This is a genomic window from Streptomyces sp. NPDC101118 (genome assembly GCF_044759445.1).
In the GTDB taxonomy this organism is placed as follows: Bacteria; Actinomycetota; Actinomycetes; order Streptomycetales; family Streptomycetaceae; genus Streptomyces.
In genome coordinates, this window is sequence record NZ_JBIVZG010000012.1 from 46,313 (window position 1) to 66,011 (window position 19,699).

Consider the following 19,699-nt stretch of genomic DNA (forward strand, 5'->3'; position numbering starts at 1 on the left):
CGCTCCCCGGCCGCCGTCACCGGAGCCGGAGCGGCAGCGGCCCCGAGCGGCTAGCCGAGGGGCTCCGGTGGGGGTGTGGTGGTGGTCAGGCGGCGCAGGGTGGTCAGGGACGCGCGGAGGGTTTCGTCGTCCACGCCCGCGTTGAGGGCCACGCGGACGCCGAAGGCCGAGCGGGTGCGGCTCGGGGTGTATTCGTCGCCCGGCGACACGAGGACGCCGGCCTCCCGGGCGGCGGCGGCGAACTGGCCGGCCGACCACGGTTCCGGCAGCGGCAGCCACAGGTGGGGCGCCGAGGGGTCGGGGTCGACGCCGAGTCCCCCGAGGAGTTCGCGGGCCAGGGTGTTGCGCCGGCGGGTCGCCTCCGCCCGGGCCGCGGTGAGGACGCCGGCCGTGCCGCTCCGTACCCAGCGGGCCAGGATGTCGCCGAGCAGCGGCGGTGCCAGCCAGGTGGTGGCCCGGACGGCCGAGGCGAGCTCGGCGTGCGCCTCGCGGGGGGCGGCCAGGACGCCGATGCGCAGGCCCGGCGTGAGGACCTTCGCCGTGCTGGCGACGTGGCAGGTGCGGCCGGGCAGCAGCGCCGCCAGCGGTGCCGGGCGGGTGTCGGCCAGCGGACCCAGGGGGTCGTCCTCCAGGACCCAGACACCCGCCCGTTCGCACACCGCGGCGAGCGCCTCGCGCCGGTCGGCCGGCATGGTGCGGCCGGTCGGGTTGGCGAGGGTGGGCTGGAGGTGGACGAGGGCGACCGGTCCTGCCGTACAGGCCCGCGCGAGGGCGTCGGGCAGCATGCCGTGCCCGTCGCTCTCGACGGCGACCAGCGGTACGGAGAGCCGCCGGGCCGCGGCGATCAGGCCGGGGTTGGTGAGCGGGGTGGTCGCCACCGTGCCGCCCGCCCCGGCGAGGGCGAGCAGGGTGACGGTCAGGGCGTGCTGGGCCCCGGAGGTCAGCAGGACGCGCCCGGGTTCCGGTTGCCAGCCGGCGTGGGAGACCCAGGCCGCGGCGGCCTCGGTGTGGGCGGGCGAGTCGTGGCTCCGCTCGGTCGTCGCGACGGCGAGCAACGCGACCGGGTCGTCGGCCAGTCCGGCCAGCGCGGCGCCGAGCAGGGCGGCGGGCTCGACGCCGGGGGAGACCGGCGGGTGCAGGGAGGCCAGGTCCACCGCGCCGTGCTCGGCGCCGGCCAGGCCGAAGCCCGTGCGTACGAACGTCCCGCGCCCCACCTCCGAGGAGATGAGCCCGCGGCTCTCGGCCTCGGTGTACGCCCGCGCGATGGTGCCGACGGTCACCCCGAGGGCGCGGGCCAGCGCCCGCTGCGTGGGCAGCCGGTCGCCCGCGCGCAGCCGTCCGGCTGCGATGTCGCGGGCCAGGGCGTCGGCGAGGGCGCGGTAGGCGGGGCGGCCAGGGGCCGGCTCGCCGGGCAGCCAGGAGACCTCCGGGTGGGACATCGGGCCCTTCCTCTCGCGGCGGTGCCGCCGTCTGCGGCCGCTCGGACGGGCGGATTGCCCGGGATCGACACCCCTGGGCGGCCGGATTGACACCCAAGATTAGCGGCAGGATCGGTGCTCGCTCAGGCACAATCTGCGCCGGAAGGGCGATTGAACCCCTTCGAATGCACAATTGACACCCTTCATTGAGTCTCTCTAGGGTGTCAATCGTGAAACCCCACCCCATATGGCGCAGCCGCGGTTTCCGCGGCCTGTGGGCCTCGGTCGGCGTCAGCCTGGCCGGCACCCACGTCTCCGTGATCGCCCTGCCCCTCACCGCCCTCGGCGCGCTCGACGCCACCGCCGGCCAGGTCGCCCTGCTCGCCGCCGCGGCCACGGCGCCGTTCCTGATCCTCGGGCTCCCGGCCGGCGCCTGGGTCGACCGCCTGCCCCTGCGCCCGCTGATGATCCGCTGCGACGTGGTGCGCTTCCTGCTGCTGCTCAGCGTGCCGGTGGCGTACGCCCTGGACGTGCTCGGCCTCGCCCAGCTCTACGTCGTCGCCTTCGCCACGGGAGCCGCGGGCGTCCTCTTCGACGTCGCGGCCCTCTCCGTGCTGCCTTCGGTGGTGCAACGCGAGCACCTCGCCGTGGCCAACGGCCGCCTCGAAGCGGTCCGTGCCACCGCCCAGACCTCCGGCCCGGCGCTCGGCGGCTCGCTCGTCCAACTGCTCACCGCACCCGTCGCCGTGCTCGCGGACGCCCTCAGCTACCTCCTCTCGGCCGTCCTCCTGCGCGGGCTGCCCCCGCTGCCGCCACCGCCGGGCGCCGACCGGTCCGAGGGGCTGCTGCGCCAGGTCGGGGCCGGCCTGCGCTACTGCCTGACGCACCGCCACATCCGCCCGCTCGCCCTGTCAGCGGCCTGGGCGAACCTCTGCACGGAAGCCCTGCTGGCCGTGTTCGTCACCCACGCCGTGCGCGACCTGCACCTCGCGGCCGTCACCGTCGGCCTCGTCCTCGCCCTCTCCAACCTGGGCTACCTGGCCGGCTCGCTGGTCACCCCCTGGCTCAACGACCGCCTCGGCGTCGGCCGGACCATCGTCCTCAGCGCGCTCCTCCACGGCGGCTTCGTGCTGGTGGCCCTCGCCCCGGAGACGGCGACCTGGGCCTGGCTCACCGCCGGCCTCGCCCTCACCGCCGCGGGCGGCGGCATCTGGAACGTCGACGCGGTCACCCTCCGCCAGGCGGGCACGCCGCCGGAGATGCTGGCCCGGATGAACGCGACCAACCGGTTCCTCATCTGGGGCACGATGCCGCTCGGCGCGGCGGCCGGGGCGCTGCTGGCCGAGGTGTGGGACCTGCGCACGGCCGTCACCGTCGCCGCCCTGGCCCTGCCCTGCTGCGCCCTCCCGGTGCTCTTCTCGGCGGTGCGCCGGCTGAAGACGATGCCCCTCCGGCCCGATCCCGAGCCCGGTCCGGGTCCTGCTCCCTCTCCCGGCGGTGAGCCCGCCCCGGCCGCCGTGCGCCCCGCCTGATCCCGGGGCTCAGGGACTCCCGGACGCCCCGGCGCCGGGCGGCCCGAGGAGACGGCGCAGCCAGCGCGTGCGGGCGTCCCGGGCGTCACGCGTCAGGGCCGCGCGGGGGGCCAGGCCGTCGAAACCGTGGAACGCGCCCGGCCACACGTGCAGTTCGGCCCGGCCGCCGGCCCGCCAGAGCGCGTTCGCGTAGGCCACGCCCTCGTCGCGGAACATCTCGGCCGACCCGACCTCGACGTAGGCGGGCGGCAGCCCGGAGAGGTCCGTGGCGCGGGCGGGCGCCGCATACGGGGGCGGGTCCCCGGCATCGTGGAGGTCGCCCAGCAGCGCCCGCCAGACGGTCGTGTGGGAGGTCAGGTCCCACACGTCGCGGCCCGACAACTGCCGGGCGGAGTAGGTGGTGCCGCGGTCGTCCAGCATGGGGGAGAGCAGCAGCTGCCCCAGGGGTACGGGCCCGCCGCGGTCCCGGGTCAGCAGGGCCAGCGCCGCCGCGAGCCCCCCGCCGGCGCTCTTCCCGCCCAGAACGATCCGGTCCGCGTCGGCACCCAGCCCGGCCGCGTGCCCGGCGGCCCAGACGAGGCCGGCGTAACAGTCCTCCAGCGCCCCCGGGTACCGCGTGCGCGGCGCAAGCCGGTACTCGACGGAGACGACGGCCATTCCCAGCGGCAGGGCCCACTCCCGGAGCACCCGCGGCAGCACCGACCAGGCGTTGCCCATGACCATCGCTCCGCCGTGCAGGTAGTACAGCAGCGGCAGCGGGCCCGTGACCCCGGCCGGCCGCGCGCTGACGAGGGTCACCTCGGGCGCGCCCTGCGGCCCCGGCACGCGCAGCTCGGCCACCTCGAAGCGTCCGTCCGACCGCAGCTCCGCGGCCGTCGGCCGGGGCCGGCTCGCCGCGTCACGCTCCTGCCGGTCCCGAAGGTTGTCCGGCGTCACCGGCTCACGCGGCCCGCCCCGCCGCAAATGCGCCAGTACGGCGGCCAGTTCGGGGTCGAACGGCGGTACGGGCAGCTCCGCGGCCCCCTCCGTCCCGGCGCCCCGCCCCGTCGCCGCGGCCTCCCCTCCTTTTGCACCCGCCCCGCGTCCGTACTCCCCCCGCGGCGTACGACGGTCACCCATGCCCACCTCCGGCAGTACGGCCACGCCGGGGAGCCGGCACCGCGCGCTCCGGCCGCCGCACCGCCGTGGCTCCGGGCCCCCAGGCCCCCACACCCGTACGGCCCAGCCAACCACAGCGCGCGGCCCGCAGGGAGGTGACCGCCCGGGCCCGGCCCTCCCGACGCCCGACGGGTGATGTTCGTGCGGGTCGCCGTCCGCCGGGCCGGTCGTCGGGGGCACCCTGCCGATACTGCGGGGATGAGAGCCACCCGCCCGTCCTCCCTGCCGCGCCTCGCCGCGGCCACCGCGGTGACCGCGGTCAGCGCACTGCTCGCCCTCACCGTCCCGGCCACGGCCGCCGGCGGTGCGGGCGGCGGCGACGGAGGCGGCCACCGCCGTCCCTGCGCCGCCTCCCGGATCCCCGACCGCGGCCCCGCCCGCGACATCCTGCGGATCGCCGAGCAGGCCAAGGCCGAGATGGGCCTCAAGTCCGTGATCCTCAAGGTCACCGTGGACGGCCGCGAGGTGGTCACCTCCGCCATCGGCGAGTCGATGACGGGCGTCCCGGCCGACCCCGCCATGCACTTCCGCAACGGCAACATCGCCATCAGCTACATGGGCACGGCGCTCCTGCGCCTCGTCGACCAGGGCAAGGCCCGCCTCGACGACCCCGTCTCGCGCTGGCTGCCCGACGTACCGGACGCCGAGCGGATCACCCTGCGCATGCTGGCCGCCTCCACCACCGGGTTCGTCGACTACGTCCCGCTCCCCGAGTTCCAGCAGGCCGTCTACGGGAACCCGTTCCGCCAGTGGACGGCGCAGGAGCTGGTGGCCCTCTCGACGAGCAAGGACCGCTGGTACGACCCGGGCACCAACTGGAGCTACTCGCACGCCAACTTCGTCCTCCTCGGCGCCGCCCTGGAGAAGATCACCGGGACGCGGCTGGACATCCTGCTCAAGCGCCAGATCCTGGGCCCGCTCGGACTGCGCGAGACCCGCAACAGCTTCACGCCCGACATCCCGGCCCCCGTCCTGCACGCCTTCAACGACGACCGCGGGACGTACGAGGAGTCCACCTTCTGGAACCCCTCGTGGACCACCGCCCCCGGCGCCGTCGAGACCACCGACATCTGCGACCTGGCCCGCTCGGCCTCCGGCATCGGCGCCGGCGAGCTGCTCTCCCCGGCCTCGTACCAGCAGCTGCTGAACCCCGGGACGGTCGGCCTCGGCCACGCCACCGAGAAGTGCCCGGCCACGGTCTGCATCGCGCAGACCGAGAAGACCCACTACGGCATGGGCGTGCTCGTCCTCGGCGACTGGATCTCCCAGCACCCGCTGTTCTTCGGCTACTCCGCCTCCATGGCCTACCTGCCGTCCGAGCGGCTGTCCATCGCGGTGTCGACCACGCAGGGCCCCACGGCCGTGGACGGCCACAGCGCCCACACGATCGCCCAGCGCATCGCGGCGGACCTGGTACCCGAGCACCCCATCCCCGACTTCGGCTGACCGCCGCCCGTGCGGCGCACGGCGCGCGGCCGGGGGTGTCCCCGCCCGGCCCGCCCCGGCACGGCCCCCGCCCGCCCGGCCCTTCCCGCTTCGCCTCCACCCCCTCCGGGAGACACACCCGTGCCCACCCCTCCCCGTCCCGCTCCCGCGCCGCCTTCCGCCGGCGGCCGCCGCCTGCGCGCAGGGCTGTCCGCCACGGCCCTCGCCGCCGTCGCGCTCGGTACGCTGCTCCAGCCCGCCCAGGCGGCCGGCGGCGGACCCGACCCCGCGGGCGGCAAGCCGTACGACGACGCCCGCCTCCAGCGCCAGCTCGAGCAGCTCGTCGCCCAGGACGACGGACCTCCCGGCGTGATCGCCGCCCTCACCAAGGGCGGCCGCACGAAGACGTACACGGCCGGCGTGGGCGACATCGCCACCGGCCGCCCGCCGCGGCTCGACGACCACATGCGCGTCGCCAGCGTCGCCAAGGCGTACAGCGGGGCCGTCGCCCTCCGGCTCGTCGACCGGGGTGAGCTCTCCCTCGACGACACCATCGGCGAGGTGCTGCCCGACCAGCCCGCCGCCTGGCACGCCGTGACGCTGCGCCAGCTGCTCCAGCACACCAGCGGGCTGCCGGACTTCTCGGCGTCGCCGGAGTTCCGGGCGATCCTGATCGCCGACCCCCACCACGTCTTCGACTCGCGCAGGCTGCTCGACTTCGTGGCCGGCCGGCCGCTGCTCTTCGAGCCGGGCGCGCTGTACGAGTACTCCAACTCCGACAACATCGCCGTCGCCCTCATGGCCGAGGCCGTCACCGGCCGCCGCTACGAGGACCTGCTCAAGGAGCTCGTGTACCGCCCGCTGGGCCTGCGCCGGACCAGCCTCCCTGAGGGCTTCCGGCTCCCGCAGCCGTACATCCACGGCTACGACACCACCGTCGAGCCGCCGGAGGACGTCAGCGAGCTGTTCGGCACCTCCGGTTCCTGGGCGTCGGGCGGCATCGTCTCCACGCCCCGGGAGCTCGGCATCTTCATCCGCGCGTACGGCGGGCCCGCCCTGCTGTCGGAGAAGACCCGCAAGGAGCAGCTCACCTTCCGCCCCGGCGACTCCTCGGAACCGGCGGGCCCCGGCACCAACGCCGCAGGCCTGGCGATCTTCCAGTACACGACCCGCTGCGGCGTGCTGTACGGCCATACCGGCAACACCGCGGGCTACACGCAGCTCGCCGCCACCACGCCCGACGGCACCCGGTCGCTGACCTTCTCCATCAACACCCAGACCAGCAAGAGCAACAAGCCCGCCCTGCTGGCCCGGCTCCGCACGGTCCAGGAGAACTTCGCCTGCGCCCTGCTGAAGGGGCGCTGACCGTCAGGCTCCACCTCCGTCGCGACGCACCGGGGGCCGGTCCCGCCGGGCCCCGGCCGCACGGCGGTGCGTCTTGACGGAGCAGGGGGGTTCGGCGAGCGTGACAGGAGGCCGCGCCCGCCCGCCGGGCGCACCGGACCGGAGGTTCCCCCGTGGGCGAGAACAAACGCCGGATGCTGGCCGGTGACTGGTACCTGCCGGACGACCCCGAACTCGCCGCCGAGGCCCGCCGCGCCGCCGAGCTGTGCGCCGCGTACAACGCGCCGGGTCCACCGCCGCCCGAGCGGCGCGACGCCCTCCTGCGGGAGCTGCTCGGCTCGGTCGGCGAAGGCGTCCGCATCCGGCCGCCGTTCCACTGCGACTTCGGCCGGCTGATCCGGATCGGCGCCGGTACGTTCGTCAACTTCGGCGCCGTCTTCCTCGACACCGCTCCGATCACCCTCGGCGAAGACGTCCAGCTCGGCCCGTACGTCCAGCTCCTCACCCCCGCCCACCCGCTGGAGGCCGGGCGCAGGCGGGCCGGCTGGGAACGCGGCCTGCCCGTCACCCTGGGCGACAACGTCTGGCTGGGCGGCGGAGTGGTCGTCTGCCCCGGTGTCACGATCGGCGAGAACACCGTGGTCGGCGCCGGGTCCGTCGTCGTCAGGGACCTTCCGCCGGGAGTGCTGGCCGTGGGGAATCCGGCGCGGGTCGTCCGGACGCTCGATCCCGACGAGGAGAAAAGCCCCTGACGAGCAGCCACAGGGCGAGCGCCATCTCGTTCACCGCCAGCGGCACGACGAGCACGGCGTGCAGGGGAGAGGTGAGCCCGAGCGCGCCGAACAGGACGAGAACGGCGTCGGCCAGGTACGGCACCACGGCGACCAGGGCCCACACGGGCAGGGCCCGGGGCACGAGGGACGACCGCAGCAGGCCGCGGTTGAGCAGGACCACGCTCAGGCAGAAGAAGAAGGAACTCGCCGGGTACCCCCACACCCCGTACGTACCCGTCCACGCGGACACCGCGCGGAGTCCCTCGTCCGCGCCACCCGCCGTGGCGGTCTCCACGGTCCCGGCTGCCTCCGCGGCCGCCCGGCCGGCGGCCACGAGAGCCAACGGCCCGACCGCCCCCGGCAGTACGAGGACGACCTCGACCGTCCTGGCGACGACGTAGCCCAGTGCCGTGGCCTCGCCGCCGTCCTCCTTCAGCACGGGGAACAGCAGCGGCGGGATCATGGCGATGGCACCGGCCATCACCAGCACCAGCAGCGCGCCGGCCGTCGTGGCCGGGGCCCCGCCCACCACCTGCTCCCGGGCCGGATCCGTGCCGGGTTCCCCCAGGAACGCCAGGCCGGCCGCGCCCGCGACGGTGGCGATGACGAAAAGGGCCCCGACGGCTCGTGCCGTTGTCCGCCTCTGCATACCCTGGCTCCTGTCGGTCCACGGCCCGCCGGCCGCCTGTCCCCCCACCGTCCACCGGGCCGGTGTGCTGAGGGCGTGCGGGCGGTGTGCGGGTGGGCTGCGGGTGGTCTGCGGGCGGTGTCGGGCGGGGCGGGGGCGGTCCTGTGGTGCGGATCCGGTTGCTGGGCGGCGTCGGTGCCGAGACCGACGACGGCCGTCCGCTCGACGTCGGAACGGCCAGGACCCGGACCCTGCTGGCCGCCCTCGCGCTGTCGGCCGGCACACCCGTACCGGTCACCCGGCTCATCGACCTGGTCTGGGCCGACGACCCGCCGGGCACCGGAGCGAAGGCGCTCCAGTGGCACGTCGCCCGGCTGCGCGCGGGGCTGGGCGCCGACGCCGTCGTCCGTACCGGTGCCGCGTACCGCCTCGACGTGCCGCCCGAGGCGGTCGACGTCGCCCGCTTCCGGCGGCACCTGCGCGCGGGCGACCCGGCCGCCGCCCTGGCCGAGTGGACGGGAGTGCCGCTGGCGGGCCTCGACGCGCCCGGCCTGGCCGCGGCCGTGGACGGCCTGACGGAGCAGTGGCTCGGCGCGGTCGAGGCCGACCTGGTACGCCGGGTGGACGCCGACCCGTACGAGGCGGTGGCCGCGCTGACGGAGCTGGCCGGCCGGTACCCGCTGCGCGAGGGGCTCTGGGCGCTGCTGATGACCGCACTGGCCCGCACCGGACGGCGGGCCGACGCCCTCGCCGCGTACCGGGGCGCCCGGCGGCACCTCGTCGGAGAAGTCGGCATCGAACCGGGCCCGCGACTGCGCGAGCTGGAGGCCCGGATCCTGAAGGAGGAGGAACCTCCGGAGGGGCCGCCCCCCGAGGCGCCCGCGGCCCCGCCAACTCCCCTCCCCCCTGAGCCGGTCGTGGGCGGAGTGGGCACGACGGGCAACCTGCCGCGCGCCCTCGGACCCCTCGTGGGCCGGGACGTGTGCCTCCGCGCCGTCGGCGAAGCCCTGGCCGACGCTCCCGTGGTCACGCTGGTGGGCCCCGGCGGCATCGGCAAGACCCGGCTGGCCCTGGCAGCCGCGCGCCGGGCGGCCGGCGCCGACTGCGCCGGACCCGCGTGGTACGTCGAGCTGGCCGAGGTCGCCTCGCCCGACGACGTGCCGCGCGCCGTGGCCGACGCGCTCGGTGCCGCGCAGCACGCCGGGCGGAACCTCACCGACGCGGTCGTCGCGGCCCTCGGGTCCGGCCCTGGGCTCCTCCTCGTGGACAACTGCGAGCACGTGCTCGACGGCGCGGCCCGGCTCGTCAGGACCGTCGCGGAGCGCTGCGCCGGGGTACGGGTGCTGGCGACCTCCCGCGAACGGCTGGACATCGAGGGCGAACAGGTGCTGGTCGTGCCCCCGTTGGAGGCAGGCGCGGGGGCCGAGCTGTTCCACGCACGGGCCCTGGCCGCGGACCGGACGTACGCGCGGGCCGCGCACGAGGAGGCCGCGGCGGAACTGTGCCGCGGCCTCGACGGCGTACCGCTGGCCATCGAGCTTGCGGCCGCCCGGGTCCGGAGCCACCCACCGGCGGCCCTGCTGGAGCGCGTCCACGACCAGCTCCGTACGACCGGGGCACGCCGTACCGGGCCGGCCCGGCACCGGAGCCTGGGGGCGGCGGTCGAATGGTCGTACCGCCTGCTGACGCCACCGGAACAGGAGCTGTGGCGAGGGCTGTCGGTCTTCAGCGGCCCGTTCGGCGCCGGCGCGGCGACGGCGGTGACCGCGGTGACGGCCGGTGAAGAGCCCGCCCGTGATACGGACACCGCCACCGCCACCGCCACCGCCACCGCCACCGCCACCGACATCGACATCGACATCGACACCGACCTGGACGCGGCGCTCGGCGGCCTCGTCGACCGGTCGCTGGTCAGCGCGGAGCCCGGGCCCTTCGGCCCCCGCTTCAGGCTCCTCGAACCGCTGCGCCAGTTCGCCGCGGCCGAACTGCGCCGCCACGGCGGCACCGAGACCGCCGCCGGCCGCCACGCCCGCTGGTGCGTCCACCGCGTCACGCGCGACGGCGCCCTGCTCACCGGCCCGCGCGAGGCCGAGGGCGTCGCACGCCTGCGGGAGCTGTGGCCGAACCTGCGCGGCGCGGTCGCCCGGGCCTGCGCGGCCGGAGACGTGCCGCTCGCCGACGCGCTGGTACGGCCGGTCGCGACGGAACTGGCGCTGCGGGGCCACCAGGAGATCGGCGAGTGGGCCGAACGCATCCTCGCCCTGCTCCCGGACCCCCTCCCGCCGCGGGACACCGGCCTGCGGGACTTCTGGTTCCTCTGGGCGGCCGAACGCCACGTCCAGAGCGGCGACCCCGCCGGCTACGCAGCACTGGCGGCCCGGCTCGGCCACCCGGGTGCCCCCGACGGCCCGGACCGCCCGCTGGCCCGCTACGTCCGCGCGTACGCCGACGGGGACGGCGGCGGCGTGGTGCGCCTGCTCCCGGCGGCCGCGGCCGACCTGCGCCACCAGGGCGAGCCGTTCACGGCCTCGTACCTCGAACTCAACGCCGCCGGGACGATGCTGGGCGCCGGGCGGTTCGACCGGGTCGACCGGAGCGCCTCCGCCCTGGCCGCCCGGTTCCTGGCGGAGGGCCCGCCGACCCTCGGGCACTGGGCGCTCCAGACCCTCGGCTACTCCGCGGCGCTCCAGGGCCGGGCCGCCGACGCCGAGCGGCACCTCGACGCCGCGGCGGCCGTCGACGTCCCCGAGGGATCCCTCTCCGCCGACCGGGTGGTCAAGGCGCGCACGGCGTTCCGCCGCGGCCACCGGACCGAGGCCTTCCGGCTGCTCCTCGCCTACATCGACGAACTCACCACCACCGGCAACGTGGTCGCCGCCGCCGTGGTCGGCATCGAGTTCGTCGGCATGATGGCCGCCTCGGACCGCCCCGCCGAGGCCGCGCACGTCCTGGCGTACCTGGAAGCGCGGAACGCCTTCGCCGCCCGCGCCGCCCGCACCCTCTCCACCCCCGTCCCCCGCGCCCCCACCACCCCGCCCCTGACCGACCGCGAGGCCCTCACGTACATGTCCGCCACCCTCACCCACCTCACCCGGCCGTGACCCGGGGCGGTCGGAAGCCGGGCGGGGGCCGGGCGGGACCGGGCAAGGGGCCGGTCGGTCGGTGGTGGCCCCGGCTGAAAAGGGCTTAACGAGCGAATGCCGTGCGTGGTTTCACGCTCCGTATGGAGAATCCCCCTACTCTGTCACGCTGAGTGAGGATTCCGGTGTTCGTGCACGTCATGAGGGAGCCGCATCGTCATGCCCATGTTGCTGATCAAAGGTTCGTACCACATCCTCAACGGCCGGTCGGACGGGGACACCATCCACTTCAAGCCGGACAAGAAGGAGGAGTGGGCCCTCGTCCCCGGCCCCCACAAGGTCGAGCACAACACGGCCGGCAAGGGCAGGCTGCGGCTGGACGCCGTCGACACGCTGGAGACCCACTACACGCGCAACGGCAACCCCGAGGTCCACCAGCCGCTGCTGCACGCCCGCGCCGCGCGGGACGAGCTGACGGACTGGCTCGGCTTCACCACCGTCGACCGCGCGCCGGACGAGACCGTCACCGCGGCGACCCCGCTGACCCGGCCCGGCTGGATCCTCACCCGCGGCGCGGGCCGCGACAAGCGCTGCATCGCGCTCGCCGGCAGGGGCACGCCCCCGGGTACCAGCGGCACGCAGATCAACGTCGACGAGGCGCTGCTGCGCACCACGTTCAACCACCACATCCTCAAGGAGGGCCTGGCCTACCCGACGTACTACACCAGCCTCTTCCCCGACCTGCGCGACGAGCTGACCACCGCGGTGGGGCTGGCGAAGGCGGCCGGCAAGGGCCTGTGGCAGGACGACGACACGCTCGGCGGCGCGGCCGTCACCGGCATCGACTCCCTCCAGGACCACGCGGTGATCCTGCCCAAGCTGTTCCGGCGGCTGGTGGACTACCTGTACCTCGGCGACCCCGACAACGCGGACCTGACCGGCTTCCCTGCCTTCCTCGACGCTGCCGCGGACGAGTTCTGGATCATCTCCACCGGACACCCCACCACCGGCCTGGACGCCATCGTCGAGGTCGTCGACAGCAAGGTGCGGATGACCCGCCCGCCCGAGGACCTCGTCTTCGTCGAGAACTGAACGAGGAGCCCCCATGACCCCCGCCGCTGACTTCCGCGCCCTGTCCGAGCTCCTGACCGGCGAATCGCCGCTCGACCAGGCCACCGCCGACGCGCACCGCACCCGCCTCGAAGCACACTACGCGGCAGCGCTCACCCGCCTGATCGACACCTACCGCAGTGTCTCCGCCGAGCCCGATCCGGGGGCGGCACTGTTCGCCGCCCTCAACGCCGATCCCGAGCTGGCCCGGGTCGCCCGCGAGACCCTCGCCATCTGGTACACCGCCCAGTTCAACCGTCCCGACAACACCCAGGCCGGCCCCGAGTCACCCGCCCGCTATCGCGAGGCGCTGGTCTGGAACGTCATCAAGGCGCACCCGCTCTCCGCCGCGCCCGTACCGGGCGGATACGGCCACTGGGCCCAGCACCCCTGAACCGAGGACACACCCGTATGGACACCACCCCCTCCTACGACGTCGTCATCGTCGGTGCCGGCGTGGCCGGCGCGCTCGCCGCCTGCCGGATCAAGGAAGCCAAGCCCCGGGCCCGCGTCCTCCTCGTCGACGCCGGCGACAACGCCATCGACGCAGCCCAGCGCGCCGCGTTCGTCGACGCCTACCAGCTCTCCGCCTCCAAGAACGTGCCCTCGCCCTACGCGGCCCTGCGGAACAACAAGGACGCCTACGCCCCCTCCTCCGACGGCGTCGGCGACCCCGTCGCCATGAACCGCTACTACGTCGAGACCGGCCCCGACCTGTACAAGAGCGGCTTCCAGCGCATGGTCGGCGGCAGCACCTGGGCCTGGCGCGGCAACAGCCCCCGCTTCCTGCCCAGCGACTTCGAGATGAAGACCCGCTTCGGCGTCGCGGTGGACTGGCCCCTGACGTACGCCGACCTCGAACCCTTCTACGCGCAGGCCGAGAACGAACTCGGGGTCTCGGGCAACCGCGCCGAATGGGAGACCGCCACCCCGCGCAGCACCGACTTCCCGATGCCCGGCATCGTCGCCAGCTACGGCGACGAACTCGTACGGTCCGCCCTGGCCTCCCTCACGGAGATCGACGAGGTGCCCCTCACCGTCGTCACCACCCCGCAGGCCCGCAACACGCGCGACTACCAGGGCCGGCCCGCCTGCCAGGGCAACTCCAGCTGCATTCCCGTCTGCCCCTCCGGCGCCAAGTACGACGCCTCCGTCCACGTCCGGCGGGCCCGTGACGAACTCGGCGTCGAGGTGCGCACCGGATGCACCGTCACCCGCCTCGCGCCGCGGCCCGGCACGGCGTCGCCGACGGTCGTCTTCCGCGACTGGACCACCACCGACCGCACGGAGCAGCAGGTCCACGGCACCCACGTGGTCCTCGCCCTGAACGCGATCGAGACGCCGAAGCTCTGGCTGATCTCCGGCCTGGACAACCGCAGCGACCAGGTCGGCCGCAACCTCATGGACCACCTCGCCGAGGAGGTCGTCGGCCTCTTCGGGCAGCCCGTCTTCCCCTTCCGCGGCCCCCAGTCGACGCTCAGCATCGAGACCTTCCGCGACGGCGACTGGCGGCGCACCACCGGCGCGTTCCGCATGACCATCGGCAACGACGGCTGGGGCCGCTTCGAATCCCCCGGCGCCGCCCTCGACAAGCTCATGTGGGACCCGGCCGCCAGGCGCCTGAAGCACTACGGCGACGACCTCCGGCACAGGCTCGCCGAGCGCGTCACCCGCATGATGCGGATCGGCTACTCCACCGAGCAACTCCCGGACCCCGCCAACCGCGTCACCCTCTCCGACCAGCGCGACGGACTGGACGTCCCGCGCCCCAAGATCGCCTTCAGGATCGACGACTACTCCAAGCGCGCCCTCGCCTACGGGCACTCCGTCGCACGCCGCATCTGGGAGCACCTGGAGCACACCGCCGGCGCCGAGGAAGTCGAGCCGCTCCAGCCGACGCTGAAGTACAACGGCGCCGGACACCCCATGGGCACTACCCGCATGGGCACCGACCGGGGCACCTCCGTCGTCGACGCCGACGGCCGCTCCCACGCCCACCCCTGCCTCTGGGTCGTCGGCAACTCCGTCTTCCCCACGGGCAGCACCGCCAACCCCACCCTCACCCTCGCCGCGCTCACCCTGCGCACGGCCGACAAGCTCGCCGCGAGCCTGTGACCGCACACCGGCCATGACCGTCACCACGCGCCTGCTCATCGCCCGCCACGGACAGGCCCGGTGCAACGTCGAGGGCCGCGTCGGCGGACCGGAGACCTGCACCGGGCTCACCGACCTCGGCCGGCACCAGATCGAACGCCTGGCCGGCCGGCTCGCCGCCGCCCAGCACACCGAGGACCGCATCGACGCCGTCTGCGCCGGCCCCCGCCGCCGCCTCCAGGAGAGCGGCCGGATCCTGGCGGCGGCCCTCGGCCTCCCCCTCTTCACCGACCCGGGCCTCGACGGCCCCCGGCACGGCGAAGCGGACGGCATGCCCTGGCGCGAGGTCGAAACGGCCTTCGGGGGTCCCCCGCAGACCCACCCGGACCGCCCGTACGCCCCCGGCGCGGAACCCTGGAACAGCTACCTCACCCGGGCCACCCGCCACCTGACGGGCCTCCTCGAACGCCACGACGGCCGGCACGTCCTGCTGGCCGCACACGGAGAAACCGTGCACGCGGCGTGCCACCTCCTCCTCGGCATCCCGGTGAGCCGGAGCCCGGCCATCGGCTTCGGCACCTCCCACGCGGGCCTCACCCGCTTCGAACGACACCGCGACGACCACGACAACACCCGCTGGATCCTCGCCACCCTCAACGACACCGCCCACCTGGAAGGGCCCGGCCGGTGAGGGAGGCGCTCAGCCGGCGTCGCCTGCCGGTGGTCCGGCGTCCTGACGCGTGGGCGCCTCACGGAGGCCGGCCGCCGCGGCGTTGCGGATGCGCCGGGTGCGGCCGTGGACCGCGAGGAACGCGAGGGCGCGGGGCGAGCGGGACTCGGCGGACACCTTGCGCTGGAGCCAGTCGGAAGCCCCGTCCAGGTCCTCCGTGCTCCACGCCCTGGCGAGGGTGACCGAACGGAGGAGGTCCCACTCGCGCAGGCGCCGGGTCAGGAGGGGGTCCCCGTCGACGGCTCCGGCCATCGACGCGGACCACTCGTCGAAGCCCGGGTCCGGCAGCAGGCCGGCCGCCCTGCGGTCCAGGTGGCGCAGGACGGCCGAGCGGGCCATCACCGGGTCCGGGTCGGCCAGCACCTCCCGTACCGTGCCGGCTTCGTCGTCTGGCCGCGTCGCCCCGAGGGATCGGAGGTGGGCCGCGAACCTCAGGTGCTCGGCGGGTTCGTCGTCGGGCTCGTCGGGCTCGTCGGGTGCGTCGGGTGCGGTGGGGCCTGGGTCGGCGGTACGGCTCATGGGTCCGATCCTCGCGGCCGGGCGCCGCTCCGCCAAGGCGATTACGGGGTCGCCGGCGGCCGCCGCGGCCGGGTCATTCCCCGCGCCAGATACGTCGGTACGCCTCCTGGTAGCCCGGCGGGTCCCAGGACGTGGCGCCGCCGCTGTTCGCAGCCGTCACCACGTGGACGGGCGCCACGTAGCCGCTGGGCGGGCGGCCGGCGAAGGCGCGGTTGAGCTCGTCGACGGTCTGCCAGCCCTGCTGGGCCAGCGGTTCCGGCACCGTGGCGGCCTGGTACGCGCGGCTGTTGATCCGCTGGAACGCCGACGGGTCGCCGTCGCCCGCCCCGATGTTCACCGGCGGCCCCTCGCCCGGCAGCCCCGCGGCCCGCAACGCCGGAGCCGCGTCGGCGAAGTACAGGTCGTTGATCGCCACGGAGTGCGTCCACCGGTCCCCGAAGCGGGCGAGCAGCGAGGAGACCTCCTGCGGGGTGCGCTGGGTGGCGTCCGGGATGGGGATGTTCTCGGTCGCCAGCAGCCGGACCCCCGGGCAGTCCGCCAGCCGCCGCTTGATCAGCTCGGACTTGTTGCGGGCGAAGGGGATGGAGTCGTCGGTGAAGACGACGACCCCGCCGCCGCCCCCGGACTCCGCGATCACCCAGTCCGCGCTGATCCGCGCCACCTCGGCCACCCGCGTCGTGACGTTGGTGAAGAGCGCTGGCCGCGTGCTCGGTCCGGGGGTGCTGACGGCGTGCCAGCCGACCACCGGGATCCCCGCCGCCCCGGCGCGCGCCAGCTGCCGGGCCGTCAGCTGCGGATCGAAGCCGCCGATCACGATGCCCGAGGGCCGCAGCGTCACCGCCTGACTGAGCGCGGCCTGGATGCCCGCCGGGGTGCCCTCCCCGTCGATCACCCGGACCTGCCAGCCTGCGACCGCCGCGGCCTGCCTGACCCCGGCCGCCACGCCGGCCACCCCGGGGTTGGTCATGGTCTGCGCCACGTACACGAGGCGCTTGCCCGGTGCCGCCGGGGGCCCGGTCGTGGGACCGGTCCAGGCGGCGTCCGTACGCTCCGCCCGCGCCACGGCCGCCTTCGCCGCCGCGAGCACCGCCGGGCAGCCCGCGGCCCGTCGGGAGGCGTCGGAGTCCGGGCCGCGGGACGTGCCACCGCCCCCGCAGCCCGCCACCAGTGCGGCGGTGGCCACGGCGGCGACGGCGGCCCGGCGGCCCACCGGAACGAGGGCGCTGCGGTTCGGGTTCACGGTGCTCCTTGCCGGGGTTGCGCCGGGGGCGGGGGTGCGGCAGGGGCCGCCGGGACGTCCGGCGCCCGGCTGCGGAGCCGCCGCCGGGCCGCGTAACCGGCCAGCCCGACCGCCAGCAGCAGCGTGGCGCCGTTGAAGAGCGGTGTCGCCCAGAACTGCGCCCCGAGCTGGCCGATCCCTGCGAGCCCCACGGCCAGCAGGGTGACGGCCACCAGCGTCCCGAGCGCGTTCGCGCGGCCGGGCCTGACCGTCGTGGAACCGAGCAGCGCGCCGACGAACGCCGGCAGCAGGTAGTCCAGGCCCACGCTCGGGCTGCCGATCTGCTGCTGCGCGGCGAGCAGCACCCCCGCGACGCCCACCACCAGGCCGGACGCGGTGAAGGCGTAGACCGAGTACCTGCGGGTGGGGATGCCGAGGATGCGGGCGGCGCGCGGGCTGGAGCCCACGACGTACAGGTACCGGCCCAGCGGGAGCCGCTCCAGTGCCACCCAGATCACGAGCGTGGCCGCCAGGACGTAGTACGCCGGCACCGGCAGACCGAGGAGGTCCGCGTCGTACAGGGCGGTGAAGGCGGGCGGCAGGCCGTCCGGGCCCGGCACGATCCGGCCGCCGTCGGTGAGCCATCCCGTGAGCGCGTACATGATGCTGCCGGTGCCGAGGGTGGCGATCAGGGAGTCGATCCGGGCGAACTCGACCACCACCCCGTTCAGGGCGCCGACCAGCGCGCCCCCGCCGACCACGGCGAGGCAGGCCAGGGGCCACGGCGTGCCCTCGACCACGATCAGGTGCATCACCAGTACGTGCGCCAGGCCCAGCCCGTAGCCGATGGACAGGTCGAACTTGCCGGCGGCGATGGGGACCGTCGCGCCCAGCGCGAGGAGCGCGGGGATCGACTGGTTGGACAGGATGGAGGAGACGTTGTCGCGGGTCGGGAAGGTGTCAGGCAGGGCCACGGAGAAGGCGGCGAAGAGCAGGGCCGTCAGCGCCAGCAGGCCGTAGCTGCCGATGAGGTGGTGCCCGCGCGGCGACCAGCGGGTCACGGGCCGGTGTCTCCGGTGATCGCGGGCATGGCCGACGCCGCGCGGGTCAGCGCGGCGGGCGTCAGCGCCGCCCCCGCCAGCTCCACCGCGACCGCCCCGCGCACGAACACCAGCGCCCGGTGGCAGAGGTCCGCGACCTCCTCGAAGTCGGTGGACACCAGCAGCACCGCCAGACCGTCCGCGGCCGCCTCGTCCAGCAGCCGGTGCACGGACGCCTTGGCGCCCACGTCCACGCTGGCGGTCGGTTCCTCCAGGATCAGCAGCCGCAGCCGCCCGCGCAGCCACCGGCCCACGACGACCTTCTGCTGGTTGCCGCCGGACAGCGTGGCGAACGGCACCTCGCCGTCGCGGGGCCGCACCGTGAAGCGGTCGATCAGCGCCGCCGCCTCGCGCCGCTCCCGCTGCGGGGACAGCCACCGCCAGGCCGGCACCCCGGCCGCCCTGGGGTTGGCCAGGAAGTTCTCCCGGACCGTCAGGTCGGGTGCAGAGCCCTCCTCCTGACGGTTGACGGCCACGAAGCCGACCCCCCGGCCCACGGCGGCGGCCACGGAGCGCGGGTCGTACGGCCGGCCGTCGAGCAGCGCCCGCCCGCCGCGCCGCGGGAGCGCACCGGCGAGCGCGCGCCCGAGGTGCATGTGGCCGGCGCCGGTCAGGCCCACCATGCCGAGGATCTCCCCGGGAGCCAGTTCCAGGCTGACGGGCCCGGTGCGTCCGGTCCGTACGGCGTCCAGGCGGAGTACGGGCCGCCGGCCGGCCGGCACGGCGCCCACGGGACCCCGCCCGGCCGCCGGTCCACCGGCGGCTGCCCGCCCGGCCGGCATCCCGCCCGCGATGTCCCGGACCAGCCGGTCGGGCCCGTACCCGGCCAGCGGTCCCCGGCTGACCAGCCGTCCGTCGCGCAGCACGGCGAAGGCGTCGGCGACCCGGTACACCTCGTCGAGCCGGTGGCTGACGTACAGGACTCCGTGCCCCCGGTCGCGCAGCGCGTGCAGGACGCCGAAGAGCCGGGCGCAGTCGGCGGCGGGCAGCGTGGCGGTCGGCTCGTCGAGGACGAACAGCTCGGCCCGGCGCGCGAGCGCGCGGGCGATGGCGACCAGGGAGCGTTCGGCGGGGGCGAGGTCCGCGATCCGCGCCTCGGGGTCGAGGTGGCCGGCGACGATGCCCAGGGCCCCGGCACAGCGCTCCCGGGTGCGCCGCCAGGAGATCAGACCGCGGCGGCGGGCGTACCCCGTGCCCAGGGCGATGTTCTCGGCGACCGTCATCCACTCCACCAGCCCCAGGTCCTGGTGGATGAAGGACATCCGCGCGGTGGCGGCCTCCGATCCGAGCGGGTGTCCCGCCACCGTCACCTCGCCCGCGTCCGCCCGGTGGACCCCGGCCAGCACCTTGATGAAGGTGGACTTCCCGGCGCCGTTGGGCCCGAGCAGGGCCAGCACGCTGCCGCGGTGCACGTCGAGGCTGACCGCGTCGAGCGCCACCGTGCCGCCGAAGCGCTTGCCGAGCCCCCTCGTCCGCACGAGCGGTTCCGCGCCGGCGGGCCCGGGCGGGCGGCCCGGCGGGGTGTCGGAAGGGTCAGGGGCGTCGGTCACGGGACGTCTCCGGGGCCGG

At 75.5% G+C, this 19,699-nt stretch carries 16 protein-coding genes; 9 read left to right on the top strand and 7 right to left on the bottom strand.

Annotated features, from left to right (window positions below; all coding sequences use genetic code 11):
• Positions 1-50 precede the first annotated feature (50 nt).
• Positions 51-1,439: a PLP-dependent aminotransferase family protein gene (locus tag ACIQUQ_RS20110; RefSeq protein ID WP_403977511.1), complete on the bottom strand. Its 1,389-nt coding sequence runs from the start codon at positions 1,437-1,439 to the stop codon at positions 51-53.
• A 209-nt stretch (positions 1,440-1,648) separates the two neighbouring features.
• On the opposite strand from ACIQUQ_RS20110, the gene ACIQUQ_RS20115 reads away from it, so the two are divergent.
• Positions 1,649-2,950, top strand: a complete 1,302-nt coding sequence (locus tag ACIQUQ_RS20115) for an MFS transporter (RefSeq protein WP_403977513.1) — start codon at positions 1,649-1,651, stop codon at positions 2,948-2,950.
• Between the two features lie 9 nt (positions 2,951-2,959).
• On the opposite strand, the gene ACIQUQ_RS20120 is transcribed toward ACIQUQ_RS20115, so the two are convergent.
• A complete protein-coding gene (locus ACIQUQ_RS20120; protein ID WP_403977515.1) occupies positions 2,960-4,069 on the bottom strand; it encodes an alpha/beta hydrolase in 1,110 nt (369 codons plus the stop codon).
• Positions 4,070-4,306: 237 nt separating this feature from the next.
• On the opposite strand from ACIQUQ_RS20120, the gene ACIQUQ_RS20125 reads away from it, so the two are divergent.
• The 3 genes from ACIQUQ_RS20125 to ACIQUQ_RS20135 all read left to right on the top strand — a co-directional run bounded on the left by ACIQUQ_RS20125 (position 4,307) and on the right by ACIQUQ_RS20135 (position 7,629).
• A complete protein-coding gene (locus ACIQUQ_RS20125; RefSeq protein WP_403977517.1) occupies positions 4,307-5,554 on the top strand; it encodes a serine hydrolase domain-containing protein in 1,248 nt (415 codons plus the stop codon).
• A 120-nt stretch (positions 5,555-5,674) separates the two neighbouring features.
• Positions 5,675-6,898, top strand: coding sequence for a serine hydrolase domain-containing protein (locus ACIQUQ_RS20130; RefSeq protein WP_403977519.1), 1,224 nt, complete (start codon positions 5,675-5,677; stop codon positions 6,896-6,898).
• Between the two features lie 152 nt (positions 6,899-7,050).
• Positions 7,051-7,629, top strand: coding sequence for a sugar O-acetyltransferase (locus ACIQUQ_RS20135; protein ID WP_403977521.1), 579 nt, complete (start codon positions 7,051-7,053; stop codon positions 7,627-7,629).
• On the opposite strand, the gene ACIQUQ_RS20140 is transcribed toward ACIQUQ_RS20135, so the two are convergent.
• Positions 7,541-8,299, bottom strand: a complete 759-nt coding sequence (locus ACIQUQ_RS20140; protein WP_403977523.1) for a DUF4386 domain-containing protein — start codon at positions 8,297-8,299, stop codon at positions 7,541-7,543. The genes ACIQUQ_RS20135 and ACIQUQ_RS20140 overlap by 89 nt on opposite strands.
• Before the next feature lie 146 nt (positions 8,300-8,445).
• Between ACIQUQ_RS20140 and ACIQUQ_RS20145 the strand changes: the two genes are divergently transcribed.
• The 5 genes from ACIQUQ_RS20145 to ACIQUQ_RS20165 all read left to right on the top strand — a co-directional run bounded on the left by ACIQUQ_RS20145 (position 8,446) and on the right by ACIQUQ_RS20165 (position 15,253).
• Entirely contained in the window at positions 8,446-11,379 is a 2,934-nt protein-coding gene (locus tag ACIQUQ_RS20145) for an ATP-binding protein (protein WP_403977525.1), read from the top strand.
• Between the two features lie 204 nt (positions 11,380-11,583).
• Positions 11,584-12,450 (top strand): thermonuclease family protein, encoded by an 867-nt coding sequence (locus ACIQUQ_RS20150; RefSeq protein ID WP_403977527.1) that lies wholly within the window; start codon positions 11,584-11,586, stop codon positions 12,448-12,450.
• A 13-nt stretch (positions 12,451-12,463) separates the two neighbouring features.
• Complete coding sequence (locus ACIQUQ_RS20155; RefSeq protein WP_403977529.1) at positions 12,464-12,862, top strand: sugar dehydrogenase complex small subunit; 399 nt, start codon at positions 12,464-12,466, stop codon at positions 12,860-12,862.
• A 17-nt stretch (positions 12,863-12,879) separates the two neighbouring features.
• On the top strand, positions 12,880-14,583 hold the full coding sequence (locus ACIQUQ_RS20160; RefSeq protein ID WP_403977531.1) for a GMC family oxidoreductase: 1,704 nt from the start codon (positions 12,880-12,882) through the stop codon (positions 14,581-14,583).
• Between the two features lie 13 nt (positions 14,584-14,596).
• The gene (locus ACIQUQ_RS20165; protein ID WP_403977533.1) at positions 14,597-15,253 is read left to right on the top strand and encodes a histidine phosphatase family protein; all 657 of its coding nucleotides are present in this window, start codon (positions 14,597-14,599) and stop codon (positions 15,251-15,253) included.
• 9 nt (positions 15,254-15,262) lie between these two features.
• Here ACIQUQ_RS20165 and ACIQUQ_RS20170 read toward each other — a convergent pair whose 3' ends face one another.
• The 4 genes from ACIQUQ_RS20170 to ACIQUQ_RS20185 all read right to left on the bottom strand — a co-directional run bounded on the left by ACIQUQ_RS20170 (position 15,263) and on the right by ACIQUQ_RS20185 (position 19,680).
• Positions 15,263-15,811 carry a hypothetical protein gene (locus ACIQUQ_RS20170; RefSeq protein WP_403977535.1) on the bottom strand — a complete coding sequence of 183 codons (549 nt, stop codon included), beginning with the start codon at positions 15,809-15,811 and terminating at the stop codon, positions 15,263-15,265.
• A gap of 73 nt (positions 15,812-15,884) precedes the next feature.
• Positions 15,885-17,051 carry a substrate-binding domain-containing protein gene (locus ACIQUQ_RS20175; RefSeq protein WP_403977537.1) on the bottom strand — a complete coding sequence of 389 codons (1,167 nt, stop codon included), beginning with the start codon at positions 17,049-17,051 and terminating at the stop codon, positions 15,885-15,887.
• A complete protein-coding gene (locus tag ACIQUQ_RS20180) occupies positions 17,048-18,091 on the bottom strand; it encodes an ABC transporter permease (RefSeq protein WP_403977539.1) in 1,044 nt (347 codons plus the stop codon). The genes ACIQUQ_RS20175 and ACIQUQ_RS20180 overlap by 4 nt, the downstream gene beginning before the upstream one ends.
• Positions 18,088-19,680 carry a sugar ABC transporter ATP-binding protein gene (locus ACIQUQ_RS20185; protein ID WP_403977541.1) on the bottom strand — a complete coding sequence of 531 codons (1,593 nt, stop codon included), beginning with the start codon at positions 19,678-19,680 and terminating at the stop codon, positions 18,088-18,090. Before ACIQUQ_RS20185 ends, ACIQUQ_RS20180 begins: the two co-directional genes overlap by 4 nt.
• Between the last annotated feature and the right edge of the window lie 19 nt (positions 19,681-19,699).